Below are 24,810 nucleotides of genomic sequence, written 5' to 3' on the forward strand. Positions count from 1 at the left end.
CGGCCGGACCTCTGATCAGCGTCTCTGACGAACACCTCCCGGGCCCGGTGAACACCACCCCCCAGGTCATGCCTTCGACAGGGGGCAACAGTCATGCCGGGCCCGGAGGCCAGCGGCCCCATTGCAGGACCGCGAAAAAGATAACGGGGCGGCGGTTCGGGTGCAGGCGCGCATCTCATGCGCCTGCGCTGACGGACCCGCCCCCCGGGGGGGACAGCAGCGAACCGCCCCGATCAGCCGCCGGTCTGCCATGGGGCCGGGCCGGTGCCTGCTTCCCAGGCGAACAGCGTGTCGTGGTCGAGGCACCGGATGCCGCTCTGCTCCGCGTAGCCAAGCGCGGGCTCGGTGAAGGTGCTGGTGGTGACGACGGCAGCGATGTCGGCCTCATGGACGGTGAAGCAGGTCCCGCCGAAGCGTTGAAGGTCCTGGGACCCGACCCGGTTGGTTTCGTCGTATTGCTTGCACTGGATGACGAGACGCCGCCCGTCGGGCGTCACGGCGAGAACATCGGCACCCAGGTCATGGGCGCCGCCGACGACACGGACGTCCCGGCACCCGTCGCGTTCACACAGGAGCGCCACCAAGTGCTCGAATTCATCCGGGTCCACGTCGGGATCGTCGGCCAGATAGACGTCCTCGTCTGCCGGTTCTTCCTCGCTCCGGAAGCGGAGTTGCCCGGGGGCGGCCGGGGCTGCTGGGGCACATGAGGCATCGGCTCCTCGCTGCAGGGCCCGGCCGCGATTTCTGCGCCGGATGACGACCAGGGCCGTGGCGGCGAGTACCAGGCCGAGAAGTGCGACTGCCCCGGGGCGGATCGCCGAGCCTGGCAAGAGCGCCTTGAGGACGAGTCCGAGGCCGAGGACACCGCTGACGACGAGACCGAATGCCACCGTCAACTGCCGCATGTGGAAACGGGGACGGTGAGTGGTGGCGTGCTCCCGGCCTATCGGTGTCACCATGAACGCTTGTCTCCCAGCCTTGAGTCGAAGATCGTTTGAGATCTCCTGCCCCACGGCTCCCGGTTCAATTTCCCTTGCCCGAAGAGATCACTCCCGTGAGGAGCCCCTTCCCCGGGCCGGCATCGGGCCCCGCGAGTCAAGGGGCGGGAGCCCCCCGACTCGCCCCCGACACCCCGTCCCGCCGGTGACTGCCCGCACGGGAGCTGACCGCGCCCTTCTCCGTACGCCACGTCGGACCCGATGCCGACTGGCTTCCGAGCTTCCCCGCCGACATCGTCCTCTTCGGTGTCGGACGCCGCCCCAACACCGCCGGCCTCGACCTGGAGAAGGCCGGAGTGCACACCGACGACCGGGGCTACGTCCCGGTCACCGACCGGTTGCGCACCAACGTGCCGTACCTCTCCGCGATCGGGGACGTGACGGGCGGAATCCAACTCGCGCACGTCGCCTCCCATCAGGCTCTGGTTGCGGCATCCGTCCTCAGCGGCCACGACGAACGCATCGACTACCGGGCCGTACCTGCGGCCACCTTCACCCATCCCGAGGTGGCGAGCGTCGGCCTGACGGAGGCGCAAGCGCGGGAGGCCGGGCACGAGATCACCACCGCGCGCTTCCCGTTCGCCGCTCTGGGGCGTGCCCATGCGTATGGCGCCATGGACGGCATGGTCAAGGTGGTCGCCGACCGGTCGAGCGGTGCGGTCCTGGGGGCCCACATCATCGGTCCCGGCGCGAGCGACCTGATAACGGAGGCGGCGCTCGCCGTGACGCACGGTGTGACGCTGACGGGACTGGCCGACACCCTCCACGCGCACCCGACCCTTGGCGAGGCCACCATGGAGGCGGCGATGGGGCCCTCGGCCTCCCGCTTCACACCGCGCGTCTCCGCCGCAGAGGATGAACAGCGTTTCTCGCCTTCGGCAATGACCGCAAGGCGTCTCACGTCATCCTTCAGCAGACCGGTTCGGTGAGACCTGTTCGGGCTGTTGCTGCCTGCACCGCCTGCACCGCCTGCACGGCCGCTACGCACGCAAGGCCGAGCACTTCCTCGCCTTCACCGGCATCGCCTGCGCCCTCATCTGCTTCCGCAGACTCACCAGATGAACTGACCTCATAGTGCTCACCGTTCCACATGCTTGCATGCTAGAAACGGGGGTTGGTTTCGTCCGTGATCAGAGGAGGGGGCGTTCGTGAGGACCGGGACCGTGAAGCGGCCTGAACGCGTTGCTGTCATCGGAGTGGGCATCCTCGGCGCCAGCGTGGGCTGGAACCTGTCCCGGCAGGGTGCCAACGTGGTTTTCATCGACCCGGGCCGGCCGGGCGAAGGCGTCACCAACTGGTCTTTCTCGTGGGTCAACGCCAGCAACAAGACCGCACGCAAGTCCTACTTCGACCTGAACGTCGCGGGCATGGCGGCGTACCGTGAGCTCGCCGGGACCATCGGGCCGGACTCATGGTGGCATCCCAGCGGCCACCTGCGCTGGGCAGACGACCCCGCAGGCCAGGCGAGGCTCCTGGAAACGGCCGGACTGCTGGCTCGCTGGGACTACCGGGCCGAGAGGTGCACGGGGGCGGAGGTGCGCCGCCGCCTCGAACCTGCTCTCAGGCTGCCCGACGAGGTTCCGGTCGTGTTCTACCCCGACGAAGCCTGGGTGCACGGACGTCATCTCGTCGGCCGCCTGGTCGGCCAGGCCGTTGCATCCGGCGCCGAGCACCGGTCCGGCACCGCGGTCTGTGACCTCGGCACCGGTGCCGACGGGAGCATCAGGACAGTTGCTCTGTCCGATGGGAGCTCTCTCGACGTCGACATCGTCGTGAACGCAGCGGGTCCCAGCGCCTCCCACGTCGCCGGGCTCGTCGCACGGCACTTGCCGATGCGCCGGGAACCCGGCGTCGTCACCCGGATCGACTGTGCTCAGGTCCCGGTTCACCGGGCCATGCACGCACCGCACATCGAGATCCGTCCTGACGGAGACACTTCGGTGGTCCTCCACAGCCGCGAGATCGACGCACTCATCGACACCGGCGAAGAGCCGGCGGAACTCGCACGGCTGCTCCATGAATCGGCGCGGCAGGTCGTTCCCGAGCTCGGCAACTCCCGCATCGCACAGACACGGGTAGCCGACCGGCCCATCCCGGCCGACGGATTCCCCTCGGTGGGAGCGGTACCGTCCGTGCCGGGCTACTACGAGGCCGTTTCCCACAGCGGCATCACACTCGGGCCGGTAATCGGCAGGCTGCTCGCTTCCGAGATCCTCAGCGGAAAGAGAGCGGAGATGCTTGCGGACTTCCGCCCGGAGCGGTTCTCCCCGTGACAGCCCGGGCAAGCGCCACCGGTACCGCGACCGGGCGGGTGTCTCTCCGTGCGCCGGAAACCGGCTCGTAAAGCCGCGCCGACACGTCAGCCGAGCCGGAAAGACCGGACAGTCCTGCACCTCTGCCGCCCCACCCCGCGCACGAGTCGACCGCGTCTCGTGGTTGAGCGCCACACCAAGAGACGTGTGGCAAGCGGCACCAGACGCTCAACTCTCCCCACCACGGTCCACAGCCTGCTCACCCGCCATTTCCCCGGGTCACAGGCCCGCGGTACCGGGTCAGAGACCCGCGGCTTCCTTGTGGCGCAGTTCCGACCATGCCCGGGCGCCGAGTCCGGGGCGCAGCAGCACGTCTGCGGCGGTGCGGGCCAGTGCCTCGGCGGAGGCCAGCATCGCCCTCCGGCCCGCGGGACCGCCGGCCGCTTCCGCGAACCGCGGGGTGTGGTCGGACTCGTCCGCGCCCAGGATGGCGACGAACGGGTGGATCGCGGGGACCCTGGCGCTCACGTTGCCGATGTCGGAGGAGCCGAGGTAGACGCCCGGGGTGGGGTCGCTCACCGTCATGCCGGTGTGCGAAAGGTGTTCGGCGAAGGTCGCGGACAGCACGTCGCTGTTGCGGAAGTGCTCGTAGCGTGTGGATGCCTGCGTGAGCTCCACCCTGGTGCCCGTGGCCAGGGCGACGCCCTCGGCGGCGCGGGTGAGTTCCGCGATCAGCTCGTCCAGGAGGGTGCCGGTGAGCCCGCGGAGACCGAAGCGGCCCTCCGCGTACTCCGGCACGATATTCGTGGCCTGGCCGCCCTCGGTGATGATCCCCTGGACATGGGAACCCTCGGGCAGCCGACGCTGCACCACGGCCAGGGTGTTGAACAGCTGGATGAGCGCGGCGAGGGCGTCCAGGCCCTCGGTGGGGTTGCCGGTCGGGTGGGCGGCGCGGCCGTGGAAGCCGACGCGGTACTGCACCTGGGCGGTCAGCGGGGCGGAGGACCAGCTGTACACCCCGGGGTGGAACATCAGCGCGGCGTCCACGCCGTCGAAGACCCCGGCCTCCACCTCGATCGCTTTGCCGCCGCCGCCCTCTTCGGCGGGGGTGCCGACCACGAGCAGGGTGCCGTCGATCTCCGGCATGGCGTGGCGAAGGGCCACGGCGGCGCCGAGTCCGGCGCCCGCGATCAGGTTGTGGCCGCAGGCATGGCCGATGCCGGGCAGCGCGTCGTACTCCAGCAGGAGTGCGACACAGGGACCGTCGCCGTTCCCGGCACGAGCGGTGAACGCCGTCTCCATACCGGCCACGCCCCGCTCGACGGTGAAGCCCTCGCCTTCGAGCTCCTTGCTGAGCAGGGCGGCGGACCGGTGCTCCTCGAAGGCGAGTTCCGGATGCCGGTGCAGCTCCTGCGCGACGTCCCACAGCCGCGGTGCCAGTTCTGCCGTCGCGTGCCTGATCCGGTCGTGCACGGTCTCGGTGGTGGACAAGGATTCCTCCTGGAGGACTCGGTGTTGGGGGCGGAAGGCCGGTCGGTGGGGTCAGGCGAGGCCGCCGGCGCGCCGGCGGATCCACGGCGTCGCGGCGGCGATGACGATGCCGAGGAGGATGGCGACGGCACCGGTGGCACCGAAGTACACGAGGTCGGACACCTTGCCGTAGTACCCGACGAGCTGGGCGCCGAGGCCCGCGCCCATCGCGGGTGCGCAGAACCAGACGGCGAGGGTCTGCCCGTGGAAAGCCCGTGGCGCGAGACGCGAGGTGACGGCCATGCCGATCGGTGCGAGCAGCAGCTCTGCCACGGTCTGCGCGAGGTACACCAGGATCAGCCAGGGCGCTGCCACCCGGTCGCCCTGCGTCAGGGTCACGGCCACCGGTATCAGCAGGAACGAGGCCCCGACGAACAGCAGCGAAGCGCCGAACTTCAGTGAGGTGGCGGGCTGCCGGGATCCCATCCTGGTCCACACCGACGCGAGCAGCGGGGCGATCAGCAGCCCGGCGCCGGGGTTGACCGCGAAGAACCACGAGGACGGGAAGTGCCACCCGAACAGGCTGGAGTCCGTGCGTTCGGCCGCGAACAGGGTCAGGACCGAGGAGAACTGGTTGAAGATGACGTAGAAGACCGCGGCCGCCAGGAACAGCGGCACGTAGGCGGCCAGCGCGGTCTTCTCCTGGCGCTCCGTCCTGGGGCTGGCGAACATGACCACGAAGTAGAGGACCGGCACCGCTACCGAGACGGCCGAGACCAGGTCGATGCCCGTCCGCAGCGTCAGCGCGCCGGTCGGACCGAGCGCGCAGCCGACGGCGGCCAGCGCGAGGACGGCGGCACCGGCCCGCCGGGCGACCGGTGCACCCCGGCCCGGCGGGAGTGGCGCGTCGGGCCGGTCGGCCCGGTCCGGCAGATGGCGCCGGCCGAGAACGTACTGGACGAGCCCGAGCGTCATGCCGAGGGCGGCGCAGGAGAAGCCCCAGTGGTATCCCCAGCCCTGTCCGAGCCAGCCCCCGATGATCTGACCGAGCAGCGCCCCGATGTTGATGCCCATGTAATAGAGGGAGAAGCCGGCGTCGCGGCGGACGTCGTCGCGTGGGTACAGCTTGCCGACCACGTTTGCGGCGTTGGGCTTCAGGAAGCCCGTGCCCAGGATGATCAGTGCGAGTCCGGCCCAGGTCGACCAGGCGGTGGGCACGGCCATGGCGTAGTGGCCGCCGGCGATCGCCACGCCACCGATGAGCACGGACCTGCGGCCCCCGATGAGGCGGTCCGCGAACCATCCGCCGACGACCGACAGCAGGTAGACGAGGGTGCCGTACGCGGAGACGACGGAGGCGGCAGCGCCCTGCTCCATGCCCAGTCCGCCGTGGCCGGCGGAGTCGGACAGATAGAGCACCAGCAGCGCCTGCAGGGCGTACCAGCTGAAGCGCTCCCACATCTCGACGCTGAAGAGCGTCACCAGCCCCCGCGGGTGGCCGAAGAACCAGCGGTCGCCTTCGGCCGGCGGGCTGTCGGACGGAGAGCCGCGATGTTCGTCGCTGGTCAGGACCATGGGGGCCGTCCTTCGGTATCGGGCCGACGTTCGATCGGCGCGGGTTCCTTCCCGACTCCGGACGGCCGGGAAGCGCCTGCGGCAGGAGGTGCCGGCGCACCCGGCCGCCCGGTGGCCGGTCCGGCTCCGTAGCCGGACCGGGCGGGCGGAACGGGGATCAAAGCGCGTGGGGAGTTCGGCTACCGGGCTCAGCGCCCTTTCCGCCGTATCAGTCTTCGTGGCACACCCATGGCTGTCCACGACCTGTTTTCTCTATGTGCCATGCCTGACGGGCATGGGCCGGGCCGGGGTGCGGCCCGGGTGAGCGCGACGGGGTGCGGCCCGGGTGTGCGCGCCGGGAGGCCGGCCCGGGAGGCCGGTCAGGCGGGACCCGCGTCGGGGAAGGTACGGAGGCAGAAGTCGCGTACCTCGGCCACACACCGTCCGATGAGTTCCGCGGCGTAGTGGGTGGCATTCCAGAGGGCGAACAACGGCAGGTCGACGCGTTCGCCCGGTGCGGGGCCGGTGATCACCATCGGGTGCAGGCCGTACTGCGGTTCGTCGGTGACGATCGCCACGCCCTGTCCCCGTGCCGCCAGTGCCTGGGCGGCGCGCGGCAGGTCCATCTCCTGCACGGACTGCCGGCCGAACGGGCCGGCCATCCTCGACAGATGGTCGTCGAACACCCTGCGCGCGGAGTAGGCGAGGGTGGGAACGATGAGGGGTTCGCGCACGAGCTCCGTCAGCGGCACGGTGGGGCGGCCCGCCCAGGGGTGCTCGGCGGACACCTGCGCGAACACCGGGAAGCGCACGACGAGTTCGGCCTCCAGGTCGGTCGCCCCCGGATGCGCGGAGAAGCCGAGGTCGGCCTGCCCGCTGGAGACGGTGTCGGCGATGGCCGCGGTGGGGACCTCCATCAGGTTGAGTACGGCGTGCCGCGAGACGGCGGCCAAGGGCGCGAGAACGTCGTTGATGGTGGTCACCGTGCAGGCGACCGTCAGGCGCGGCTCGCGCCCCTCGGCGAGGGCACGCATCATCGCCACCGCCTGGTCGTGCCGGGTGACCAGATCGCGGGCGACGGGCAGCAGACGGGCTCCGGCCGGGCTGATGTGCAGCCGCCCGCGGTGCCGTACGAAGAGTTCGCAGCCCAGGGACGTTTCGAGCTGACGCACCTGCCGGGACAGCGAGGGCTGGGCGACGTGCAGGGCGCGCGACGCCGCCGAGATGGACCCGGTGTCGACCACCGTGAGGAAGTAGCGGATCGTGCGGATCTCCATTCCGTCTGTCTACCAGGGACATGACCCGGATGCGCCAGAGACCCGTCAGCGGCCGGGTGTACATCGTCGTCGGCGAGTCGTCAGCGGCTGACGAGGAGGCCGTCCTCCAGGGCCCGGAGCCCGTCCATGGCGCCCTGCCGGCCGCCGCGGGCCTGGCCTGGTTCGCCCTCATCAGCCCCGTTCGACGGCTTTTGTTCAGGCCCGGCGGTGGCTCGGTGCGCTGCCTGGGTGTGCCCCGCCCAGGCAGCACACGTCCTGGTTGGCAGCGGCTGCCCTGCCCAGACTCGTCTGGAACGGGACAGCACCGCGCCGACCGAGGAAGGGAGTCCGCACCGGGGTCACCGCCACGGGTGACCTCCGGGACGAAGCGCCTTGTCACGAGCACCCCGTGCTCTGCCGGGAGCAGAAGCCGTCGTAGCGGGGGCCACCGCGGTCGCCCTGCTCACCGGGGGCGGATCCACCGCCGGCGGACCGGGAAGTCCCGGCACAGCAGTCAGCAGCAACGAGAATCAAGGACCATTCCCATGGCAGGACCACGACTTGACGGCAAGGTCGCGCTGATCACCGGCGCGACCGGCGGACTCGGCACAGCGACCGCCGAACTCTTCGCCCGCGAAGGCGCCCGGATAGTGATCACCGATGTCGCCGAAGGCCCCCTGCGGGATCTGTCGCACCGGCTCGGGGCACGCGGCGCGGAGGTCGTCGCCGCCCGCCTCGACGTTTCCTCCGCGCGGGAGTGGGACGACGTGATCAGCGTCGTACGCGACCGGTTCGGAGTGCTGGACGTGCTCGTGAACCTCGCCGGCATCCTGGACTGGCCGGGTATCGAGGACACGCGGGAAGAGGCTTGGGACCGTGTCATCGACGTGAACCAGAAAGGCACATGGCTCGGCATGAAGGCGGCGATGCCGCTCCTGCGTGCGAGCGGCAACGCGTCGGTGATCAATACGTCGTCGGTGCTCGGCCTGGTGGGAAGCGGCGCGGCCGCGGCCTATCAAGCGTCCAAGGGGGCCGTGCGGCTGTTGAGCAAGACCGCCGCGGTCGAGTACGCCCGGCAGGGAGTGCGTATCAACTCGGTGCATCCCGGGGTGATCGCCACGCCGATGATCCAGGAACTCCTGGACGACCAGGGCGACCAGCAGCCGGACATCCAGCGCACCCCCATGCGCCGAGCCGGCCGCGCCGACGAGATCGCACCCGCAATCCTCTTCCTCGCCTGCGACGACTCCTCGTTCGTCACCGGCTCGGAGCTGGTGGTCGACGGCGGGCTCACGGCGCACTGAACAGCTAGGCCGTGCGACGTCCGCAACGGCTCGCCGTGAACGCCGTGCCCCGGTGATCGCGGCCTCTGCAACTCGGCTGACCTTCGCTGCCCTTCGTTGGTTCCCCGGGAACCGGAAGTGTGGCGATGGACACGCCTCCCGGCCCACGATGGCTGCATGAGCATGGCCGAATGTGCACTCTCCGAAGCAGTGCATCCGACGTGGCGAGCGCGTGGCCGCACTTCGGGGTGACCAAAATTGATTCTTACTGGTTCGTAACTTCCCTCTCTGGTGCGGGAACTTATGTTCCCAGCTTGTTGCCTGGGGTCATCCCAGCAGATAGCGTTCCAATGGTGGTGATCAAGATCCGGGGCTTCCATACCTTGGAGGGGGGTCGTTTCGGTTGGATGCACAAGCGTTGACTGGGCCCTCCAGTCCAATGACGATGGAAACTGCGGCAACCTCATGGTGACTTGGGTTTTCATCGCGACGATTTTCGCGATGGTGGCCGCGCCGGGACCGTCATTCATGGTGTTGGTGAATGAGACGCTGCGTTTTGGACGTGTTGCCGGGGTGGTGACCATTCTCGGCAGCAGCACCGGGCTGCTCATGTGGGCGGCGACCTCCGCCCTCGGGCTGGCCGCACTGACCCAGACCTCTCCGCTGGTGTTCACCACCTTCAAGCTGGTGGGTGCCGCCTACCTCTGCTATCTCGCCGTGATGACGGTGCGCAACCGGTCGAAGTTCGGCCACCAGCCGGAGCACGCGCCGGAGGAGCACGGCGGCGCCGACCTGTGGCGGTCCTACCGGTCAGGGCTGGTCACCAGTGCCGCCAACCCCAAAATGGCCACCGTCTACCTCGCACTGATCCCGCAGTTCCTGCCGGCCGGCGGCGGTTCGCCCGCCGATGTGGTCACGCTGACCGCCGTGCAGATCATGATCAGCGCCGGCTGGTACGCGGTGGTGGTCACCCTCGTCGGCCTGGCGCGGCGGCTGCTGGCCATGCCGGCGATGCGGGTGGGACTGGCCTGGGTGAGCGGGGCGGTCCTGCTGTTGCTCGGGCTGCGCACCGCAGTGATGACGGGACCCATGGCCTAGCGGAACAGCTGGAAAAGCGAAGAACTCCAGGGAAGAGGGATTGCTTTGACGTCTCCTGTGAAGGTTGACACCCGGGTATGCGAGGTCATCGCGGGCGTACTCGGATCGTCCGCGCCCGCCGAAATCAAGATTGATGACGAGTTGCGCGCGATCGGAATCGACTCGTTGAGTATTCTTGAAATCGTCGTCCGAGTCGAGAAGGAATGTGGCATCACGATCGGTGACAGCGAGATATTTGAGGCCGCGCTGCGTCGGGTCGACGATCTCGTGAAGCTGGTCCAGGCGCACGTGCAAAATTCCTAGAAACGAGGATCGAAACGCATGGTGAATTCGGCAGAAGCCTCGCTGACCGCTGACGAAATCGTTCCCACTCACTGGTATAACGTGCTGTCCGACCTCACCGGCGTCGATGACGCGGCGAAGCTGCGCCAGGCAAGGCCGGAGGGCCGCGAGGGTGGTGGGACGGTCACCCCGCAGATCCCGCTGTCGATGTACCGGCAGAGCATGGGCCAGGAACGGTTCGTCGAGATCCCGCAGCCGGTGCGTGAGGAGTACCTGCGCTGGCGGCCGACCCCGCTCCACCGGGCACACCGGCTGGAGAAGTTGCTCGACACCCCGGCCCGCATCTACTACAAGTACGAGGGCACCAACACCACCGGCAGCCACAAGCTGAACACCGCGCTGGCCCAGGCCTACTACTACAAGCAGGCCGGCGTCACCAGCCTGACCACCGGCACCGGTGCCGGCCAGTGGGGCTCGGCCCTCGCCGTCGCCTGCCGCATCTTCGGCCTTGAGTGCACCGTCTACATGGTCCGGGTCAGCTACGACCAGAAGCCCTACCGCCGGATCATGATGGAGATGAACGGGGCCAAGGTCATCTCCAGCCCCCACGAGAACTCCGAGGCCGGCCGCGCCGCGCTGGCCCGTGACCCGAACACCGACGGCAGCCTGTCCATCGCCAACGCGGAGGCCTTCGAGCACGCGCGCCAAGTGGAGCGCTGCAACCTCTCGGTGGGCAGCGGCGAGAACCACGTCCTGCTGCACCAGACCGTGATCGGGCAGGAAGCGGTCCGGCAGTTCCGTGCGATCGGCGACTTCCCGGATGTGGTGATCGGCTCGGTCGGCGCGGGCAGCAACTTCTCCGGCATCTGCCTGCCGTTCTTCCACGAGAAGGTGCGCGAGGGCTTGGAGACCCGGTTCGTCGCGGTGGAGCCGGAGGCGTGCCCCAAGCTCACCAAGGGCCGTTACGCCTGGGACTACAACGACTACACCGGCATCACGCCGATGACCAAGATGTACACCCTGGGGCACACCTTCGTCTCCCCGGGCATCCACGCCGGCGGCCTGCGCTACCACGGCGCCGCCCCCTTGGTGAGCGCGATGTACCACCAGAAGCTGATCGAGGCGGTGGCCTACGCGCAGCGCCCGGTGTTCGAGGCCGGTCTCACCTTCGCCAATGAGGAGGGCATCATCCCGGCCCCCGAGTCGGCGCACGCCATCCGGGGGGCGATCGAAGAGGCGCTGCTGGCGAAGAAGGAGGGCAGGGAGAAGGTCATCCTGTTCAACCTCAGCGGCCACGGGCTGCTCGACCTGTCGGCCTACCAGCAGTTCCTCAGCGGGAACATGACCGACATGGCGGCGTCGGACGAGTTGATCGCCGCCTCGCTCGGACGCTTGCCGGCCATGGACGGCCTGGGCGCGGCTGCGCGCTGACGACGAGCCTTACAGAGGGGGGACAGGTCGTGCAACGCCTGACCGACACGGTGCTGGACGTCGCAATCGTGGGCACCGGTCCGCGCGGAATCTCGGTGTTCGAGCGGATCGCGGCCAATCTGCTGGCCGGGACGGAGCCGCCGCGCAGCAGAATCTGGCTGATCGACGCGGTGGAACTGGGAGCGGGCCGGATCTGGCGAACCGACCAGGAGACCAGCTTCCTGATGAACACCGTCGTCGGTGAGATCAGCATGTTCTCCGGGATCTTCGACGGTGAGCCATGCCGGCCGGGCGCCGGCCTGTCCTTCCAGCAGTGGTTACACAGGCAGCCGGAACCGGAACTGTCCGGACTCGACCATGACGACTACGCACCGAGGTACGCCTACGGCCGGTACCTGCGCTATGTGTACGACTCGGTGGTGCGTGCCATGTCCGGGCTCGGCGAGGTCGTCGAAGTGGTCGGCAAGGTGACCTCGTTGCGGGAGAACGGCAACAGCTACGAACTCCGGGTGTCCGCCCCGGACGAGGAGCGCACCGTGACCGTCGGCGCCGTGGTGATCACCACCGGGCACGCCCAGGCGGAGCTGTCCGAGCACCAGTCCGAGCTGGCGCGGTTCGCGGGGGACCGGTCCGGACTCCGTTACCTCAGCGGGGACTCGGCCGCCGACCTGGAACTGCGGTCGATCCCGGCCGGCGCCGCGGTCGGCGTCGTGGGACTCGGTCTGTCCTTCTACGACATCCTGATGTCCTTCACCGTCGGCCGGGGCGGCAAGTTCAAGGTGAACGGCGACGGGGCGACGTGCTACGTGCCCAGCGGCAATGAGCCCACGGTGGTCGCGGGCTCACGCAGCGGACTGCCGATCCGTTCGCGGGGGCGCAACCAGAAGGGGGTGACCGACCGCGCGGCGCCGAAGTTCCTCACCTCGGCCGCCATCGGGCGGCTGCGCGAGCGCAACGCGGTACACCGGGGCAACCCCGCCCTGGACTTCGACCGGGACGTGCTGTCCTTACTGCAGGCCGAAATCAACTATGTGTACTACACCACCCAGGCACGGACCCAGCACGGGCCGGAGCGTGCCGAGACGGTCGGCGCCGAGCTCCGCGCACTCGGCCCGGAACTGGCGAGCTGGCGCGAGGTGGTGGTCCGCCACGGACTCGAGGACGTGGAGCCGGTCGACCTGGACCAGCTGTCCAGGCCCTTGCACGCCAGGCGGTTCGACTCCGGTGCCGACGTGGTCGCCGAGGTACGGCGCATATTGCTCGCCGACATCACGGAGGCCGGTCAGGGCAACGTGGACAGTCCGCTCAAGGCCGCGCTGGACGCCATCCGGGACTCCCGCGAAGTGCTGCGGCACGCCGTGGACTTCGGTGGCCTGACCCCGCGATCCCATCGGGCCGACTTCCTCGGCCGGTTCGTCTCGCGCACCTCGACGCTGTTCACCGGCCCGCCGCTGGAACGTACCGCGCAGTTCCTGGCCTTGATCGATGCCAGGGTGCTCGACGTGGTGGGGCCGGACGTGGTCCACGGATGCGACGCCGAGCAGGGCCGGTTCTTCCTGGAATCCCCGGCAGTCGAGGGCTCGCGCAGGCACTGCGACGTGCTCATCGACTCCCGGATCCCGACCGCCGGCCTGATTCGCAACACCGATCCGCTGATGCGGCAGCTGGTCGAGGACCGGATGGCCGCCGACTTCGTGCACGGCGACACCGAAGAGATGTTTGCCACCGGGGCACTGCACATCACCCCGGCCGAGCGCCGGGTGATCGCCGCCGACGGCCGGCCGCACCGGGCCCTCTACGCGCTGGGCATCCCGACCGAGCGGGTCTGCTGGTTCACCCAGATCGGCAACGGCCGGCCGGGTGTGCACACCTCCTTCTCCAGGGACGCCGACGTGATAGCACTCAGCGTGCTGCGCCGGGCCGGGTCCAACACCTTCCAGTGATCGGGGACAAGTTGTCCGGGCAAGACGAGGCGTACCGGGAGTTCCGTGCCGCGCGGGACCTCCTTTTGCACCACGCCAACGACCAGGACGCCGCGCGCAAGGCGTTCCGGTGGCCGCGGCCACGGCAGTTCAACTGGGCGACCGACTGGTTCGACCGGATCGCCGAGGACAACGACCGGGTGGCGCTGCGCATCGTCGGACAGGGGGAGCTGACCTTCCAGGAGCTTTCCCGGCGTTCGGACCGGGTTGCCGGCTGGCTGCTGTCGCAGGGCATCCGCCGGGGCGACGTGGTGATGCTGCTGATGGACAACCGGATCGAGCTGTGGGAGCTGATGCTCGCCCTGATCAAGATCCGGGCCGTTGTCGCGCCCGCCTTCATCACCATCTCGCCCGAGGAGCTGCGTACCAGGATCGGCAGGGCCGGAGCCCGGCATGTGATCGCCGACCATCGGATCGCGCCGGGGCTCGCCGTGGACGGGCTCGGGACCAGGATCATCGTGGGCGGCGAGCACGAGGGCTGGGCCGGCTTCGCCTCCTCGGCCGAGCACGAGGGCGACTTCGTGCCGGAGGGCCCCACCGAGGCCGATGAGCCGCTGTTCTACTACTTCACCTCCGGCTCCACCTCACGGCCGAAGCTGGTGGTGCACACACACATCAGCTACGCGATCGGGCATCTGGCGAGCATGTACTGGAACGGGCTGAAGCCGGGGGACGTGCACCTCAACGTCTCCGCCCCGGCCTGGGCGAAGTACCCGTGGAGCTCGCTGTTCGGGCCCTGGAACGCCGAGGCCACCGTGGTGTCCATGGACAATGCCGACGCGACCCCGCAGCGGCTGCTGGAGGTACTGAGCACCGGGACGGTCACCAGCTTCTGCGCGCCGCCCAGCATCTGGCGGGCACTGATCCGGACCGGGTTGCCCGATGGCCTGCCCGGGTTGAGACACGCGGTCAGTGTCGGTGAACCGCTCATGGGTGACGTGGTCGACCAGGTGCGCAGGCTGGCAGGAGTGACCGTCCGCAACGGCTTCGGGCAGTCCGAGGTCACCGCCATGGCCGGGGTCACCGCCTCCTCCCCGGCGGATCCGGTCTCCATGGGCTACCCGCTACCGGGCTACGAGCTGGTGGTGGTCAGGCCCGGCACCGACGAGCCGGCTCAGGAGGGCGAGCTGTGCCTGGACCTGACCAACGAGCCCGTCGGCATGATGCGCGGCTACCTCGACCCGGAGGACAATGCCACCAGCCACACTCCGGGCGGCCTCTACCGGACCGGTGACCTGGCCCGATGGGACAGCGACGGTTCCCTGGTCTATCTCGGGCGCCGCAAGGACGTGTTCGAGGGACCGGACGGGGCGCTGATCGCTCCCCTCGAACTGGAACACGTGCTGGTGCTGCACCCCGCCGTCGCCGAACTGTCCGTGGTACCGGTGTCCGAGGGCACGGCACTGGTACCCAAGGCGTACGTCGTGCTCAGCGCCGGCTGGAACGCCAGCCGCGCCACCGCCGAGGCACTCTTCGCGCACCTGCACAACCATCTTCCCGCGCCCAAGCTCGTGCGGTTCCTGGAGTTCGTGGACGACCTGCCCCGCACCGAATCGGGCAAGGTCCAGCGCGAGGCCGTCCGACGGCTGCGCAGGTCCCGCAACGTCGAGTTCGCCGCCGCCCCACCCACCGCCCTGGCATAGCCTCATTCGTTCATTCGCCGCCGACCGCGGGGCCGGCGCGCCACGCGGGGCGCCGGCCATCCACACCATTCCCGCCCGCTCGCCGCGTTCCGAGGCCCTGGTGTCCGTGAGCAACTGAGCCTGGCCGCAGTCGTCTCCGCCGGAGGTGTGGAGCGGTGGCGAGGCGAACGGCACGGATCGCGGGCACCGAATGTCCCGACGAATTCACCTGACCATTACTCACCACTTAGCGGGGAATTCGGTGTTGGCCTCGTCAGCTGTACCTCTGCCGCGTGATACCGGAGTGCACATGGGTGCGATGAGACCGCGACGCCTGGAATCCGGCCGGACGGGGTGGGGAAGTTGGAATCCAGAGAGCGACCAGCGGCCACGTTGCGTCATGAAAAAACGGCAAATTTCCCTTAACTTTCAGACTTTTCCCGTTTGATTTCGACTCGTGTCGCGGCGTAGCGTGGGAAGTGGTCCAGCTGGATGGCTGGATGACCAACAGAGATCCAAGGAGGCACGATGAGCTTCCGAAGCGTATTCCCCCGTAGGCATGGCGACGACTGGGACGACTACGGCCGAGGTGGATATGGTCGTGGACGTGGACGCCGCTATGGGCGAGGCCGTGGACGCGGTTTCGGCCGTGGGCGCGGTTTCGGCCGAGGTCGCGGGTTCGGTCGCGGAGGCCGTTTCTAGCGACCCCACGGGTCAACTTCGAGGCTGGTCCCCACTCATGTGAGGGCTGGCCTCGAAGATGCTGCGGGAAGGGTTGCCGATCAGGCCAACTCCTCTTCGCGCTATCCGAATCGGAGTGAATCTGATGCGGCCTCTTGACTCGCTGACCTCGACGAGGAATGCGTCGTCAGCGAAGGCGGCTCTTCACTCCGGGACGCTCGCACCCCCTGAGCGGCTGTTCCTGCACGGCTCATTGAGCCGGCGGAGCCCGCCGGCATTCCGCCCGGCGCGCCCAGTATTCAGGCGGGTTTCCGGGCAAGGGAAACGCTGCGTGAGGCACGAAAGGTCACACGCAGCGCGCTTCCGGGCCTTCCCTGCCCGTGCTATCCAGTATTCCCGTCCACAGCTTGCATCGCAATCGCAGGTGTGCAGCGCGCCCTGGGCCGGCAATCACCGGTTTCCGCTGCGGGTGACGCGACGTGCGGCCAGTGGCGTGCAGGGAATTCCTCGACGGGTTGTCAGAGGGGCGAGACGCCTCCGTCGACCGGAATGGCGAGGACGGTGTGTCCAGGTCGCGTCCGGTGCGTTCTGGTGCCTTGGTGCCTGCCGCAGGCCGGCTTCCACCGCGCCGGTCTCGCTGACTCCGGGCATGACCGCGGGGACGGTGCCCGCGCCGCGACCGACGGGAGCCGGCTCGTCAACCCGCACTGCACCTCTTAATCGTTCACGTGGCTTATTCATTTAGCAGCCTACATGATTGTGTAAGGTAAAGTGAATGCGTGACTTTGGCTGACTCGACCGACTCCGGCCCGGCGCTGCTCGACGAGCACCGCAACAGCCCCGGCCTCATGCTCGCCCTTCTGGGGCACGAAGCCATGCGTCGCCTGCGGGATGCGCACACCGCCAACCGCCTCACGCCGCGGCAGTTCCACATCCTCGGCCTGCTTCGCGATCGCGGCCCGTTGGCGCAGACCGATCTGGCCGCGGAGACGGACACCGCGGCCAGCGTGCTCGTCACCCAGCTCAACCCCCTGGAAGCCGAGGAGCTGGTGACGCGTACGCGGGACCCCCGCGATCGGCGACGCCACCTGGTCGTGCTGACGGAGGCCGGAGAGCGGCGGCTGCGCGCCGCGGCAGCCGCGCAGCGGGAGGTGGAGGACGACCTCTTCCGCTCGCTGACCGATACGCAGCGCTCGCAGCTGACGCAACTCTTCGTCCTGGTGCGCGAGGACCTGACCGACGGCAACGAGCACTACGGCACCCCGACCTCCCCCGGCAGGAAGACGCCATAACGGGCGAGACCGCGGACCGCTGCATCGACAAGGCGGACCGCTGCATCGACAAGGCGGACCGCTGCATCAACAGGGCGGACCACTGCATCGACAAGGGTGCCCCTGCACCCACCATGGTGACGATGCCGTCACGTGCGGTGAGTGCAGGGGCGATGTGGAGAAGCGGCGCTCCTGCCGTCAGGCGTGCGGTGCCGTCGTGTCGGCTAGCGGACGACGTGGATGGTCAGCGGCCCCGACACGCGGTCCGTCTTCGGGTGCTGGTGGTTCGCGTCGGTCGCGTACAGCACCGAACGGAACTGCAGCTCGCCCGGCTGGTCGGCCTTGATGTTCGCGCGCACTTCGAAGCCGAAGTCCTGCTTCACAGTCTTCCAATTGCTCCAGTGGCCGGGCTTGCCGGACCTCTGCTGTATGACGAGCGTGGTGTACCACTCGGCGTCGTCCCCACCCTGGCCGTGCACCTTCACCACATGGCCGACCTGCACCGTGTGGGGAGTGGCCTCGATCGCGATGTCGCTCTTCGCAAACGCCGGAGAGGTGGCCAGTGCCGCGGAGGCCACACCCAGCGAGCCGATCACAACTAATCGCTTCAGGCCAAGCTTCATACTCGTGTCTCCTTCGATACCTACGTTCACAATGCGCCAACTAAGACTCAACAGTCCCTAATTGACGTGCTTTCAACGAGATAGAGCTGTCAGCGGGCCACGAGGTTGACTCCCGATGGTCACTACTTCGTCACTGCGGCCGGCCCCTTCCCTCTGAAGGCACGGGTCAGCTGCAGCGGTCGACGGTGGAGTGGCAGGGGACGGGACAGGGGCCGGGTCAGCCGGGAACAATCAGGTCGATCCCGTAGGCAGCGACCGCGAGGCAGGCGGCGAAGCACATCACGGCCGTGGCGGTGGCCGCCTTCTGGTCCCGGCCCCGGGGCACGCCGGGAGCGGGCTCTCCGTATCCGGCACGGGCCCATGCGGCCAGTCCGAGCGAGAACATCACGACCACCACTACGGTGATCCCGAGGCTGACACCGAAGACCCCGGTCAGAGTGCCCCAGTCGATGTCCATCCCCTTGCTCCTTCCTGCGCCTTCCTCCGCCCTTTCCGTGACCTTTCTGCGCCTGCTGTGCCTCGTCCTCTGCCCCTTCCTCGACGACGGCCCGCCCGCCCGGCCCGCTGCTCAGGCGGCCGACCTGACGGTGGGCTCCGCAGCGAGGTCCGGCACCTCGTTGACGTTCTCCGGGCTCACCGGACGGCGGCGCGAGAGCACGTAGAAGCCCGCCGCGGCAGCCAGCGCGACACCCCCGACCAGGGCCACCCCCGCATTGCCCTGGTCGGCCACCCACGCTGCCAGGCCTCCCACGGCGGCCGCGGCCGGCAGCGTCAGCAGCCAGGACACCGCGATCCGCCCGGCGACACCCCAGCGCACGTGTGCCAGCCTGCGGCCCAGCCCCGCGCCGAGGATGCTGCCCGTGCACACCTGGGTGGTCGACAGCGCGAAGCCCATGTGCGACGAGGCGAGGATCACCGCCGTCGCGGTGGTCTCGGCGGCGAAGCCCTGCGGGGCCTGGATGTCGGTGAGCCCCTTGCCCATGGTCCGGATGATCCGCCAGCCGCCCACGTATGTGCCCAGGGAAATCGCCAGGCCCGCGCTCAGCACCACCCACCAGGGCGGTCCCGCGCCATGGCTGAGCACCCCGCCCGAGATGAGTGCGAGGGTGATGACGCCCATGGTCTTCTGGGCGTCGTTGGTGCCGTGAGCCAGTGCCACCAAGGACGCCGACCCGATCTGCCCCGCGCGAAAGCCCTTCCCCGCGGCGCGTGCCGCAGTCCTCCGGGTGATCACATAGGCGAGGTAGGTGGCCAGCAGCGCCACCGCACAGGCCACCACCGGCGAGGCCACCGCAGGAATCACGATCTTCTCGATGATCGTGCCGAAGCGCACCGCGGAACCCCCGGCCCCCACCCACACCGCGCCGATCAGCCCGCCGAACAGGGCGTGGGACGAGCTGGAGGGCAGCCCGAGGAGCCAGGTGACCAGATTCCACAGGATCGCCCCGATCAGCCCGGCGAAGATCATCACCAGGGACACTTCGCTGTCCTGGACTATGCCGCCCGAGATCGTCTTGGCCACTTCCGTGGAGAGGAAGGCTCCGCCCAGATTGAGCAGACCCGCGACGGCGACGGCGACCCGGGGGCTCAGTGCCCCGGTGGCGATGGAGGTGGCCATCGAATTGGCGGTGTCGTGGAACCCGTTGGTGAAGTCGAAGGCCAGGGCCGTAAGGATCACGGCCACCAGCAGGAAGGAGACAGATGCCATCCCGGTCCTCCGCATCGAGGGCGGTCCGGCCGCGCGGGCCCACCGGAACCATCTGTGCGAACCGCCGTCCCCTCCCACGCTAAGCGCCGCTCCGAATCGCCGCCAATGCGGTGGCGTGGGCCGGTCGGTGGCGGCTGGATGCGGCAGCGCGGCACCGGACACGGCGGCGGGCGTCGAGCGGTACGACGATCTCGGAACGGCGCACCACCCCGCCGTGGGCAGCCGGGGCCCGAGTCGTGCCATGGGGGCGGTGTACCGCTGGCGCGGAGCACACAGCCGTCTGTCCAAAGTTGGTGGAGTGCGCGTGTCCTCGTCAGACCGTTGCGGATGAGTGATCGGAACCCAACAGGGAACTCACGGTCGTCAGCTGCTCCGATCCGATCAGCCGTGCGGCGAGCGTGAGCCCCATCTCATGGGCCTCGACGCCCGCGTACGTCTGACTCGCGTCAGTGACGATCTGCGGCCTGAAGCCCCGTTCGAAGGCGTCGACGGCCGTCTTCAGCACACACATCTCAGTCGCTATCCCGCAGATCACGAACTCCGTCCATGCGCGGAGCCGGACCAGCTTGTCCATCTCCTCGGTGAACGCGGAGTACCGGGCCTTGTCCACCACGGCGAAGGAGCGGGCCGCGTGGTCCGTGAGTTCGGAGATCAGCTCGTTCTCCGGAGGTGACCGAAACCCTGTCCAGTGCATGAGCCGCTCGTAGGGTGAACCCGGAGGGTTGAGAAACCGGGTGAAGACGACATCCCGCCCGGTGCGCTCCCAGCGCTCGACCAAGTCGACCACGACGGGCACGACGGAAGCCGTCCCCGGGGTGATGAATCCGTTCTGCATGTCGACGACGACCAGGACTTCGGTCATCCCCGTACCCCGGTGCTCTCGCCGGCCAGCCATTTCTGCCATTCAGGGGCGCGGAGGGCAGGCCCCGGCCGGATCGACGTCCCCGCCCAGGACTGCACCGGTCTGATGCCGTGCAGTGCGTTCACCAGCCACACCTCTTTACCTTCCAGCTCTTCCACCGGTACGTGTCGCTGCCCGACCGGAACACCGAGTTGCGCGGCTCGTTCCTGGATCACCGCCGTGGTGACTCCACCCAGCACGGGCAGGTCCGGGGACGGAACGCAGAGCCGGTCCTCGTCCCACCACAGCACGCTCGCATATCCGGCTTCCAGGACCACGCCCGACTCCGTGGTGAGAAGCGCTTCCTGCGCGCCCCTTTCCACCGCTCGCCCGCGCAGCGCGCCGAGTGCGTCGAGGTCGGGACCCTTGAGGTGCGGAGCCGTCCTGGGATCGGTGGTGTCCGGCACCCACACCGTCACCTGCCCGCTCCGTGCCGGTGACGGCCGGACCCGCAAACGCAACTCGACCGGTCCCTCAGCGGGCAGTTCCACGCGGGGGAACCAGTCTCCGGCCGTGGGCAGTTTGCCGAGGGCAGCCTGCCAGAACGCCGCCACGGTCTCCCGGGACACGCTCCCCACTTCGGCACAGCCCCGCAGGAACCGTTGCCGGTGCAGGTCGATGCGGCGCACACGGCCGTCGCTGAGCAGCCAGGAATCAGCCAGAGACAACCGTGTCCGTCTCGTTGAGGTCGTCGGGCCGGCCGGCAGCAAGGAACCATTCCGCCAGGTGAATACCTGTTCCTCTCCCGGGGGCGGGCCCACCTCGCTCACCACTTCCCGCTTCTGAGCAGGTGCCTGCGCAGCTTCCCGTTGGGCGTGCGGGGAAGTGCGTCCACCAGGTGCACGATGCGCGGGACCTTGTGGGGCGCGAGCCTGCCTCGCGCCAGGGCGACGAGCTCAGCGGGCAGGGAATCAGGCCGGCCGACCGGGTCCCTGGGCACGATGAAGGCGTGAAGCTGGGTGATGCCCTGGGTATCGGCGAGCACGGTCACGCCGACTTCCTTCACCGCGGGATGATCGCCCAGTACGGCCTCCACTTCCAGCGGGGAGACAGTCACGCCACCGACCATTTCCATGTCATCAGCGCGGCCGGTGTGCCGGTAGGACCCGTCCTTGCCTCGCACCGCACGGTCGTGGGTGGCGAGCCAGCCGTCGACCAGTGTCCGAGCCGTGTCCTGGGGCCGGTTGAGGTATTCCGCCATCACGGTGGGGCCACTCACCCACAGGTCACCCTCGACCTCGTCGGCAACCGGATTGCCTGCCTTGTCTCGCACTTCGAGCCGGTATCCGGGGACAGCGCGGCCGATCGTCCCGGGCAGGCAGAAGTCCACTCCGTTGGTGCAGAATGCGTGGCCGACCTCGGTCGAGCCCAGTTGGTCCAGCACCGGCGCGGCCAAGAACTCGGAGATTCGGCGCCCCAGGCCCGGACGCAGGTTCTCGCCTGCCGACACGGCGGCACGAACGGTGGCGAAGACGGAAGGGTCCCCGCCGCTGATCAGGTTGGCGTAAGCGGACGGCACGGCGTAGAGCACGGTGACGCCGTGGCGTGCGATCGCCTCACGCACCGCCCCCGGCGTCTGCCGGTCGCCGAGCAGCACGACGGAGGAACCGGTGTACAGCGGGAAGGCGACGGCGTTCCCGAACCCGTAGGCGTAGAACAGCTTCGACAAGGACAGACCGACGTCGTCCGGACCGATGTGGAGGACTTCTTCGCCCACCGCACTCGCATACACAGCCACGTCCTGGTGGCGGTGCGGCACCCCCTTGGGGACGCCTGTCGTCCCAGACGTGTACTGGACGTAGAGACGCGCGTCGGGGCCGAGTGACCGGGGCTCGGCGGCAGGTGCGCGTTCGGCCGTCGTCATCAGCGTCTCGACGTCCAGCACAGCGGTGCCGTCGAAGCCGCCCGCCCGTTCCGCCGTGGTCACCACCAGCGCTGCCTTGCAGTCGTCGATGATGAACCGGTGACCATCAGCGGTCAGGTCGGGATTGACGAGGACGGCGGTCGCGCCGAGGACGGCGGTGCCGAGGAACGCGGTGATCCACCCGATCCCGTCGGGCAGTGCCACCACCACGTGTTCGCCCGGCCGGACCCCGTGGTCCGCCAGAACCGTCGAGGCCCTGGCGGCCAACTCGTGCACCTGCCCATGAGTCCAGGTGCGTTCGGCGGTGTGTACCGCGGCGCGGTCGAGCCAGCCCGCTCGCGCGGCCCGATCGGCCAGGTCAGCAGCTATGTTCACCATTGTGCAGTCCTTGTCGGTCCGGCGCCCGGCAGCTCCGCCGGCTGCTCGGCCGCGGAGAACAACGCACGGAGCGGGGCCGCGGCCTTGAGCAGCACCTCCGCGTACTCCTCTTCCGGGTCGGAATCCAGCACGATCGCCCCTCCGGCGCCGATGTGCATCATTCCGTCGGCGAAGACCACCGTGCGGATGACGATGTTCAGATCCGCCGTGCCGTTGCAGGACAGATAGCCCAACGTCCCTGCGTAGACACCGCGGGCCTGCGTCTCCAACCCGTCGATGATCTCCATGGTCCGCAGCTTCGGAGCCCCGGTCATGGAACCGCCGGGAAAGCAGGCACGCACACAGTCCACCGCGTCAGCTCCCGGCCGGAGCTTGCCCCGGACCGTCGAGACGAGCTGATGGACCGTCGGGTAGCTTTCGACCGCCATGAGCTTGGGCACGTGGACACTGCCCACCTCGCAAACCTGTCCGATGTCATTGCGCAGCAGGTCGACGATCATGAGATTCTCGGCCCGCGTCTTGGCGCTGTTGGCCAGTTCGAGCTTGAGTTCGGTGTCCTTCGAGGGCATGGCATGGCGAGGGGCCGTGCCCTTGATCGGCTTGGACTCGAGGATTCGCTGCCGGTCCAGCTTCAGGAACCGCTCGGGTGACGAACTCGCGATCTCCACGTCGTCCAGCCGCAAGAAGGCGGCATACGGTGCCGGGTTGTACCTGCGCAGCCGCCGGTAGAAGTCGAAGGCGTCATCGACGGCAGGGAGCTCGGCGGCGGTGGTCAGGCAGATTTCGTAGCTCTCGCCCGCAACGAGTGCGTCCTTGCACCGTGCGATGTCGTCCAGGTACTGGTTTCGGTCCCGCATCAGCCACGGCTCGACCAGCGCCTCATTGGTGGCCTCCGTGGTCACCAACCGCACCGGTTCGGCGGGCGGAAGTTCGCGCAGGGAGGTGAGTGTGTCGTCGAGCCAGTGGTTGGCGGACAACTCGCCCTCGACGCTGTTCTCGGCGAGGCACAGCAGGTAGGTCAGGCAGTCATGGTGGTCCACGACAACGAGCCGGTCGGCGAAGAGCCAACTGGCGTCCGGTGTCCGGGCCCGGTGGCGGTTGGGGGCACCAAGGCCGCCCTTGAGTTCGTAACCGAAGTAGCCCACGTAGCCGCACGCGAAGTCGAACGGCAGCCCGGCCCGGTCGATCCGGCGCTGCTGGAGCCGGCCCTGAAGGTAGTCGAACACGTTGCCAGGTATACGGCAGGGGAGTTGGCCCTGCCGTTCGACGTGCACCACTTCCTCGGCGCCGTCATAGCGCACGAACTCGGACAGCGGGCCGCTGCCGTCGCCGAGAAAGGAGAAACGGCCACGCCCGGGGTCGCTCTGGGCGCTGTCCAGCCAGAAGGCCCGGGAGGAGCCGGCGAACAGCTGGGAGAAGACCGACTCGGTGTCCACGGTGGACTCGAAGAGGCTGACGTGCAGTCGGTAGTCGGCGTTCTGCGGCACCTCGACGTCCGCCGCGGCCGGGCGTCGCCGGCTTGTGCTCGGCACCGGCCGCGGTCGGTGCTCGATCGTGAGGTCCCGAAAGTTGGCGATGAGCTCCGATCCGTATTCGGTGGCTATCGACTCGGGGTGGAACTGGACCCCCCACAGCGGTCGGTGCCGGTGCCTGAGCGCCATCAGTACGCCGTCCTCGGACCAGCCCATGCCTTCGAGTTCGTCAGGCAACGGTTCCTGCACGCACAGTGAGTGGTACCGCACCGCGGTGAAATGCTGCGGCAGCCCACGGAAGAGATCCCGCCCGTCGTGACGGACGGTGGTCAGATGGCCGTGCTTGGGGGCCGGAGCGGGCACCACCTCGGCCCGCGAGCCGAGTGCGATCCCCTGGTGCCCGAGGCACACGCCCAGCACCGGCACGGTCGCCTCGGCCAGAACGCGCGCGGAGATGCCGAAATCCCGTTCCCTGCCGGGGTGTCCGGGCCCCGGGGAGATGACCACGTTGTCGAACGTGTCCCATTGCAGCCCGCCGCTTCCGGGAGCGTCGTTGCGCACCACCGTCGGCTCCTCGCCGTTGACGACGGCAAGCAGCTGGAACAGGTTGTACGTGTAGGAGTCGTAGTTGTCGATCAGCAGAGTCCTCATTGAGGCTGCTCCTCCAGAGCCGTGTGCCCGCCG

General features: G+C 68.8%; 21 protein-coding genes. 9 read left to right on the forward strand and 12 right to left on the reverse strand.

The genetic code is table 11. The features are described from left to right. Nucleotides 1-233 precede the first annotated feature (233 nt). A complete protein-coding gene (locus tag ACGFR7_RS35905; protein ID WP_393327812.1) occupies nucleotides 234-959 on the reverse strand; it encodes a restriction endonuclease in 726 nt (241 codons plus the stop codon). Between the two features lie 272 nt (nucleotides 960-1,231). Here ACGFR7_RS35905 and ACGFR7_RS35910 point away from each other — a divergent pair, with 272 nt between their 5' ends. Continuing rightward, nucleotides 1,232-1,927 (forward strand): FAD-dependent oxidoreductase, encoded by a 696-nt coding sequence (locus tag ACGFR7_RS35910; protein ID WP_393327886.1) that lies wholly within the window; start codon nucleotides 1,232-1,234, stop codon nucleotides 1,925-1,927. Here ACGFR7_RS35910 and ACGFR7_RS35915 read toward each other — a convergent pair. Further along, nucleotides 1,908-2,090: a hypothetical protein gene (locus tag ACGFR7_RS35915; protein ID WP_393327815.1), complete on the reverse strand. Its 183-nt coding sequence runs from the start codon at nucleotides 2,088-2,090 to the stop codon at nucleotides 1,908-1,910. The two genes, ACGFR7_RS35910 and ACGFR7_RS35915, sit on opposite strands and share 20 nt — an antisense overlap. Nucleotides 2,091-2,161: 71 nt before the next feature. On the opposite strand from ACGFR7_RS35915, the gene ACGFR7_RS35920 reads away from it, so the two are divergent. Further along, nucleotides 2,162-3,271, forward strand: a complete 1,110-nt coding sequence (locus tag ACGFR7_RS35920; RefSeq protein WP_393327817.1) for an NAD(P)/FAD-dependent oxidoreductase — start codon at nucleotides 2,162-2,164, stop codon at nucleotides 3,269-3,271. A gap of 279 nt (nucleotides 3,272-3,550) precedes the next feature. Here ACGFR7_RS35920 and ACGFR7_RS35925 read toward each other — a convergent pair whose 3' ends face one another. From ACGFR7_RS35925 to ACGFR7_RS35935, 3 genes are all read right to left on the reverse strand, one after another. Continuing rightward, complete coding sequence (locus ACGFR7_RS35925; protein ID WP_393327820.1) at nucleotides 3,551-4,741, reverse strand: amidohydrolase; 1,191 nt, start codon at nucleotides 4,739-4,741, stop codon at nucleotides 3,551-3,553. Nucleotides 4,742-4,792: 51 nt separating this feature from the next. Further along, nucleotides 4,793-6,295, reverse strand: a complete 1,503-nt coding sequence (locus tag ACGFR7_RS35930) for a peptide MFS transporter (RefSeq protein ID WP_393327823.1) — start codon at nucleotides 6,293-6,295, stop codon at nucleotides 4,793-4,795. Nucleotides 6,296-6,654: 359 nt separating this feature from the next. Next, nucleotides 6,655-7,551, reverse strand: a complete 897-nt coding sequence (locus ACGFR7_RS35935) for a LysR family transcriptional regulator (protein WP_393327826.1) — start codon at nucleotides 7,549-7,551, stop codon at nucleotides 6,655-6,657. Between the two features lie 524 nt (nucleotides 7,552-8,075). On the opposite strand from ACGFR7_RS35935, the gene ACGFR7_RS35940 reads away from it, so the two are divergent. From ACGFR7_RS35940 to ACGFR7_RS35970, 7 genes are all read left to right on the forward strand, one after another. Next, on the forward strand, nucleotides 8,076-8,834 hold the full coding sequence (locus ACGFR7_RS35940; protein ID WP_393327829.1) for an SDR family NAD(P)-dependent oxidoreductase: 759 nt from the start codon (nucleotides 8,076-8,078) through the stop codon (nucleotides 8,832-8,834). 480 nt (nucleotides 8,835-9,314) lie between these two features. Next, nucleotides 9,315-9,911: a LysE family translocator gene (locus ACGFR7_RS35945; protein WP_393327889.1), complete on the forward strand. Its 597-nt coding sequence runs from the start codon at nucleotides 9,315-9,317 to the stop codon at nucleotides 9,909-9,911. A 57-nt stretch (nucleotides 9,912-9,968) separates the two neighbouring features. Beyond that, nucleotides 9,969-10,214, forward strand: coding sequence for an acyl carrier protein (locus tag ACGFR7_RS35950; RefSeq protein ID WP_393327832.1), 246 nt, complete (start codon nucleotides 9,969-9,971; stop codon nucleotides 10,212-10,214). An 18-nt stretch (nucleotides 10,215-10,232) separates the two neighbouring features. Next, nucleotides 10,233-11,624 (forward strand): TrpB-like pyridoxal phosphate-dependent enzyme, encoded by a 1,392-nt coding sequence (locus tag ACGFR7_RS35955; protein ID WP_393327835.1) that lies wholly within the window; start codon nucleotides 10,233-10,235, stop codon nucleotides 11,622-11,624. A 29-nt stretch (nucleotides 11,625-11,653) separates the two neighbouring features. Then, nucleotides 11,654-13,567, forward strand: a complete 1,914-nt coding sequence (locus ACGFR7_RS35960; RefSeq protein ID WP_393327838.1) for an FAD/NAD(P)-binding protein — start codon at nucleotides 11,654-11,656, stop codon at nucleotides 13,565-13,567. Nucleotides 13,568-13,578: 11 nt separating this feature from the next. Further along, complete coding sequence (locus ACGFR7_RS35965; protein ID WP_393327839.1) at nucleotides 13,579-15,249, forward strand: AMP-binding protein; 1,671 nt, start codon at nucleotides 13,579-13,581, stop codon at nucleotides 15,247-15,249. Between the two features lie 1,439 nt (nucleotides 15,250-16,688). After that, nucleotides 16,689-17,201, forward strand: a complete 513-nt coding sequence (locus tag ACGFR7_RS35970; protein WP_393327841.1) for a MarR family winged helix-turn-helix transcriptional regulator — start codon at nucleotides 16,689-16,691, stop codon at nucleotides 17,199-17,201. Nucleotides 17,202-17,404: 203 nt separating this feature from the next. Here ACGFR7_RS35970 and ACGFR7_RS35975 read toward each other — a convergent pair whose 3' ends face one another. From ACGFR7_RS35975 to pabB, 7 genes are all read right to left on the reverse strand, one after another. After that, nucleotides 17,405-17,803, reverse strand: a complete 399-nt coding sequence (locus ACGFR7_RS35975) for a hypothetical protein (RefSeq protein ID WP_393327844.1) — start codon at nucleotides 17,801-17,803, stop codon at nucleotides 17,405-17,407. A gap of 217 nt (nucleotides 17,804-18,020) precedes the next feature. Next, nucleotides 18,021-18,260 carry a hypothetical protein gene (locus ACGFR7_RS35980; RefSeq protein ID WP_393327847.1) on the reverse strand — a complete coding sequence of 80 codons (240 nt, stop codon included), beginning with the start codon at nucleotides 18,258-18,260 and terminating at the stop codon, nucleotides 18,021-18,023. A 111-nt stretch (nucleotides 18,261-18,371) separates the two neighbouring features. Next, nucleotides 18,372-19,511 (reverse strand): anion permease, encoded by a 1,140-nt coding sequence (locus tag ACGFR7_RS35985; RefSeq protein ID WP_393327849.1) that lies wholly within the window; start codon nucleotides 19,509-19,511, stop codon nucleotides 18,372-18,374. Between the two features lie 313 nt (nucleotides 19,512-19,824). Next, nucleotides 19,825-20,373, reverse strand: coding sequence for an isochorismatase family cysteine hydrolase (locus tag ACGFR7_RS35990; RefSeq protein ID WP_393327852.1), 549 nt, complete (start codon nucleotides 20,371-20,373; stop codon nucleotides 19,825-19,827). Continuing rightward, the gene (locus ACGFR7_RS35995; protein WP_393327855.1) at nucleotides 20,370-21,080 is read right to left on the reverse strand and encodes an aminotransferase class IV; all 711 of its coding nucleotides are present in this window, start codon (nucleotides 21,078-21,080) and stop codon (nucleotides 20,370-20,372) included. The genes ACGFR7_RS35990 and ACGFR7_RS35995 overlap by 4 nt, the downstream gene beginning before the upstream one ends. Nucleotides 21,081-21,178: 98 nt before the next feature. Continuing rightward, nucleotides 21,179-22,654, reverse strand: a complete 1,476-nt coding sequence (locus ACGFR7_RS36000; protein WP_393327858.1) for an AMP-binding protein — start codon at nucleotides 22,652-22,654, stop codon at nucleotides 21,179-21,181. After that, a complete protein-coding gene (pabB, locus tag ACGFR7_RS36005; protein ID WP_393327860.1) occupies nucleotides 22,648-24,777 on the reverse strand; it encodes an aminodeoxychorismate synthase component I in 2,130 nt (709 codons plus the stop codon). Before pabB ends, ACGFR7_RS36000 begins: the two co-directional genes overlap by 7 nt. Nucleotides 24,778-24,810 lie beyond the last annotated feature (33 nt).

This window comes from Streptomyces sp. NPDC048516 (assembly GCF_043199875.1).
Classification (GTDB): Bacteria; Actinomycetota; Actinomycetes; order Streptomycetales; family Streptomycetaceae; genus Streptomyces.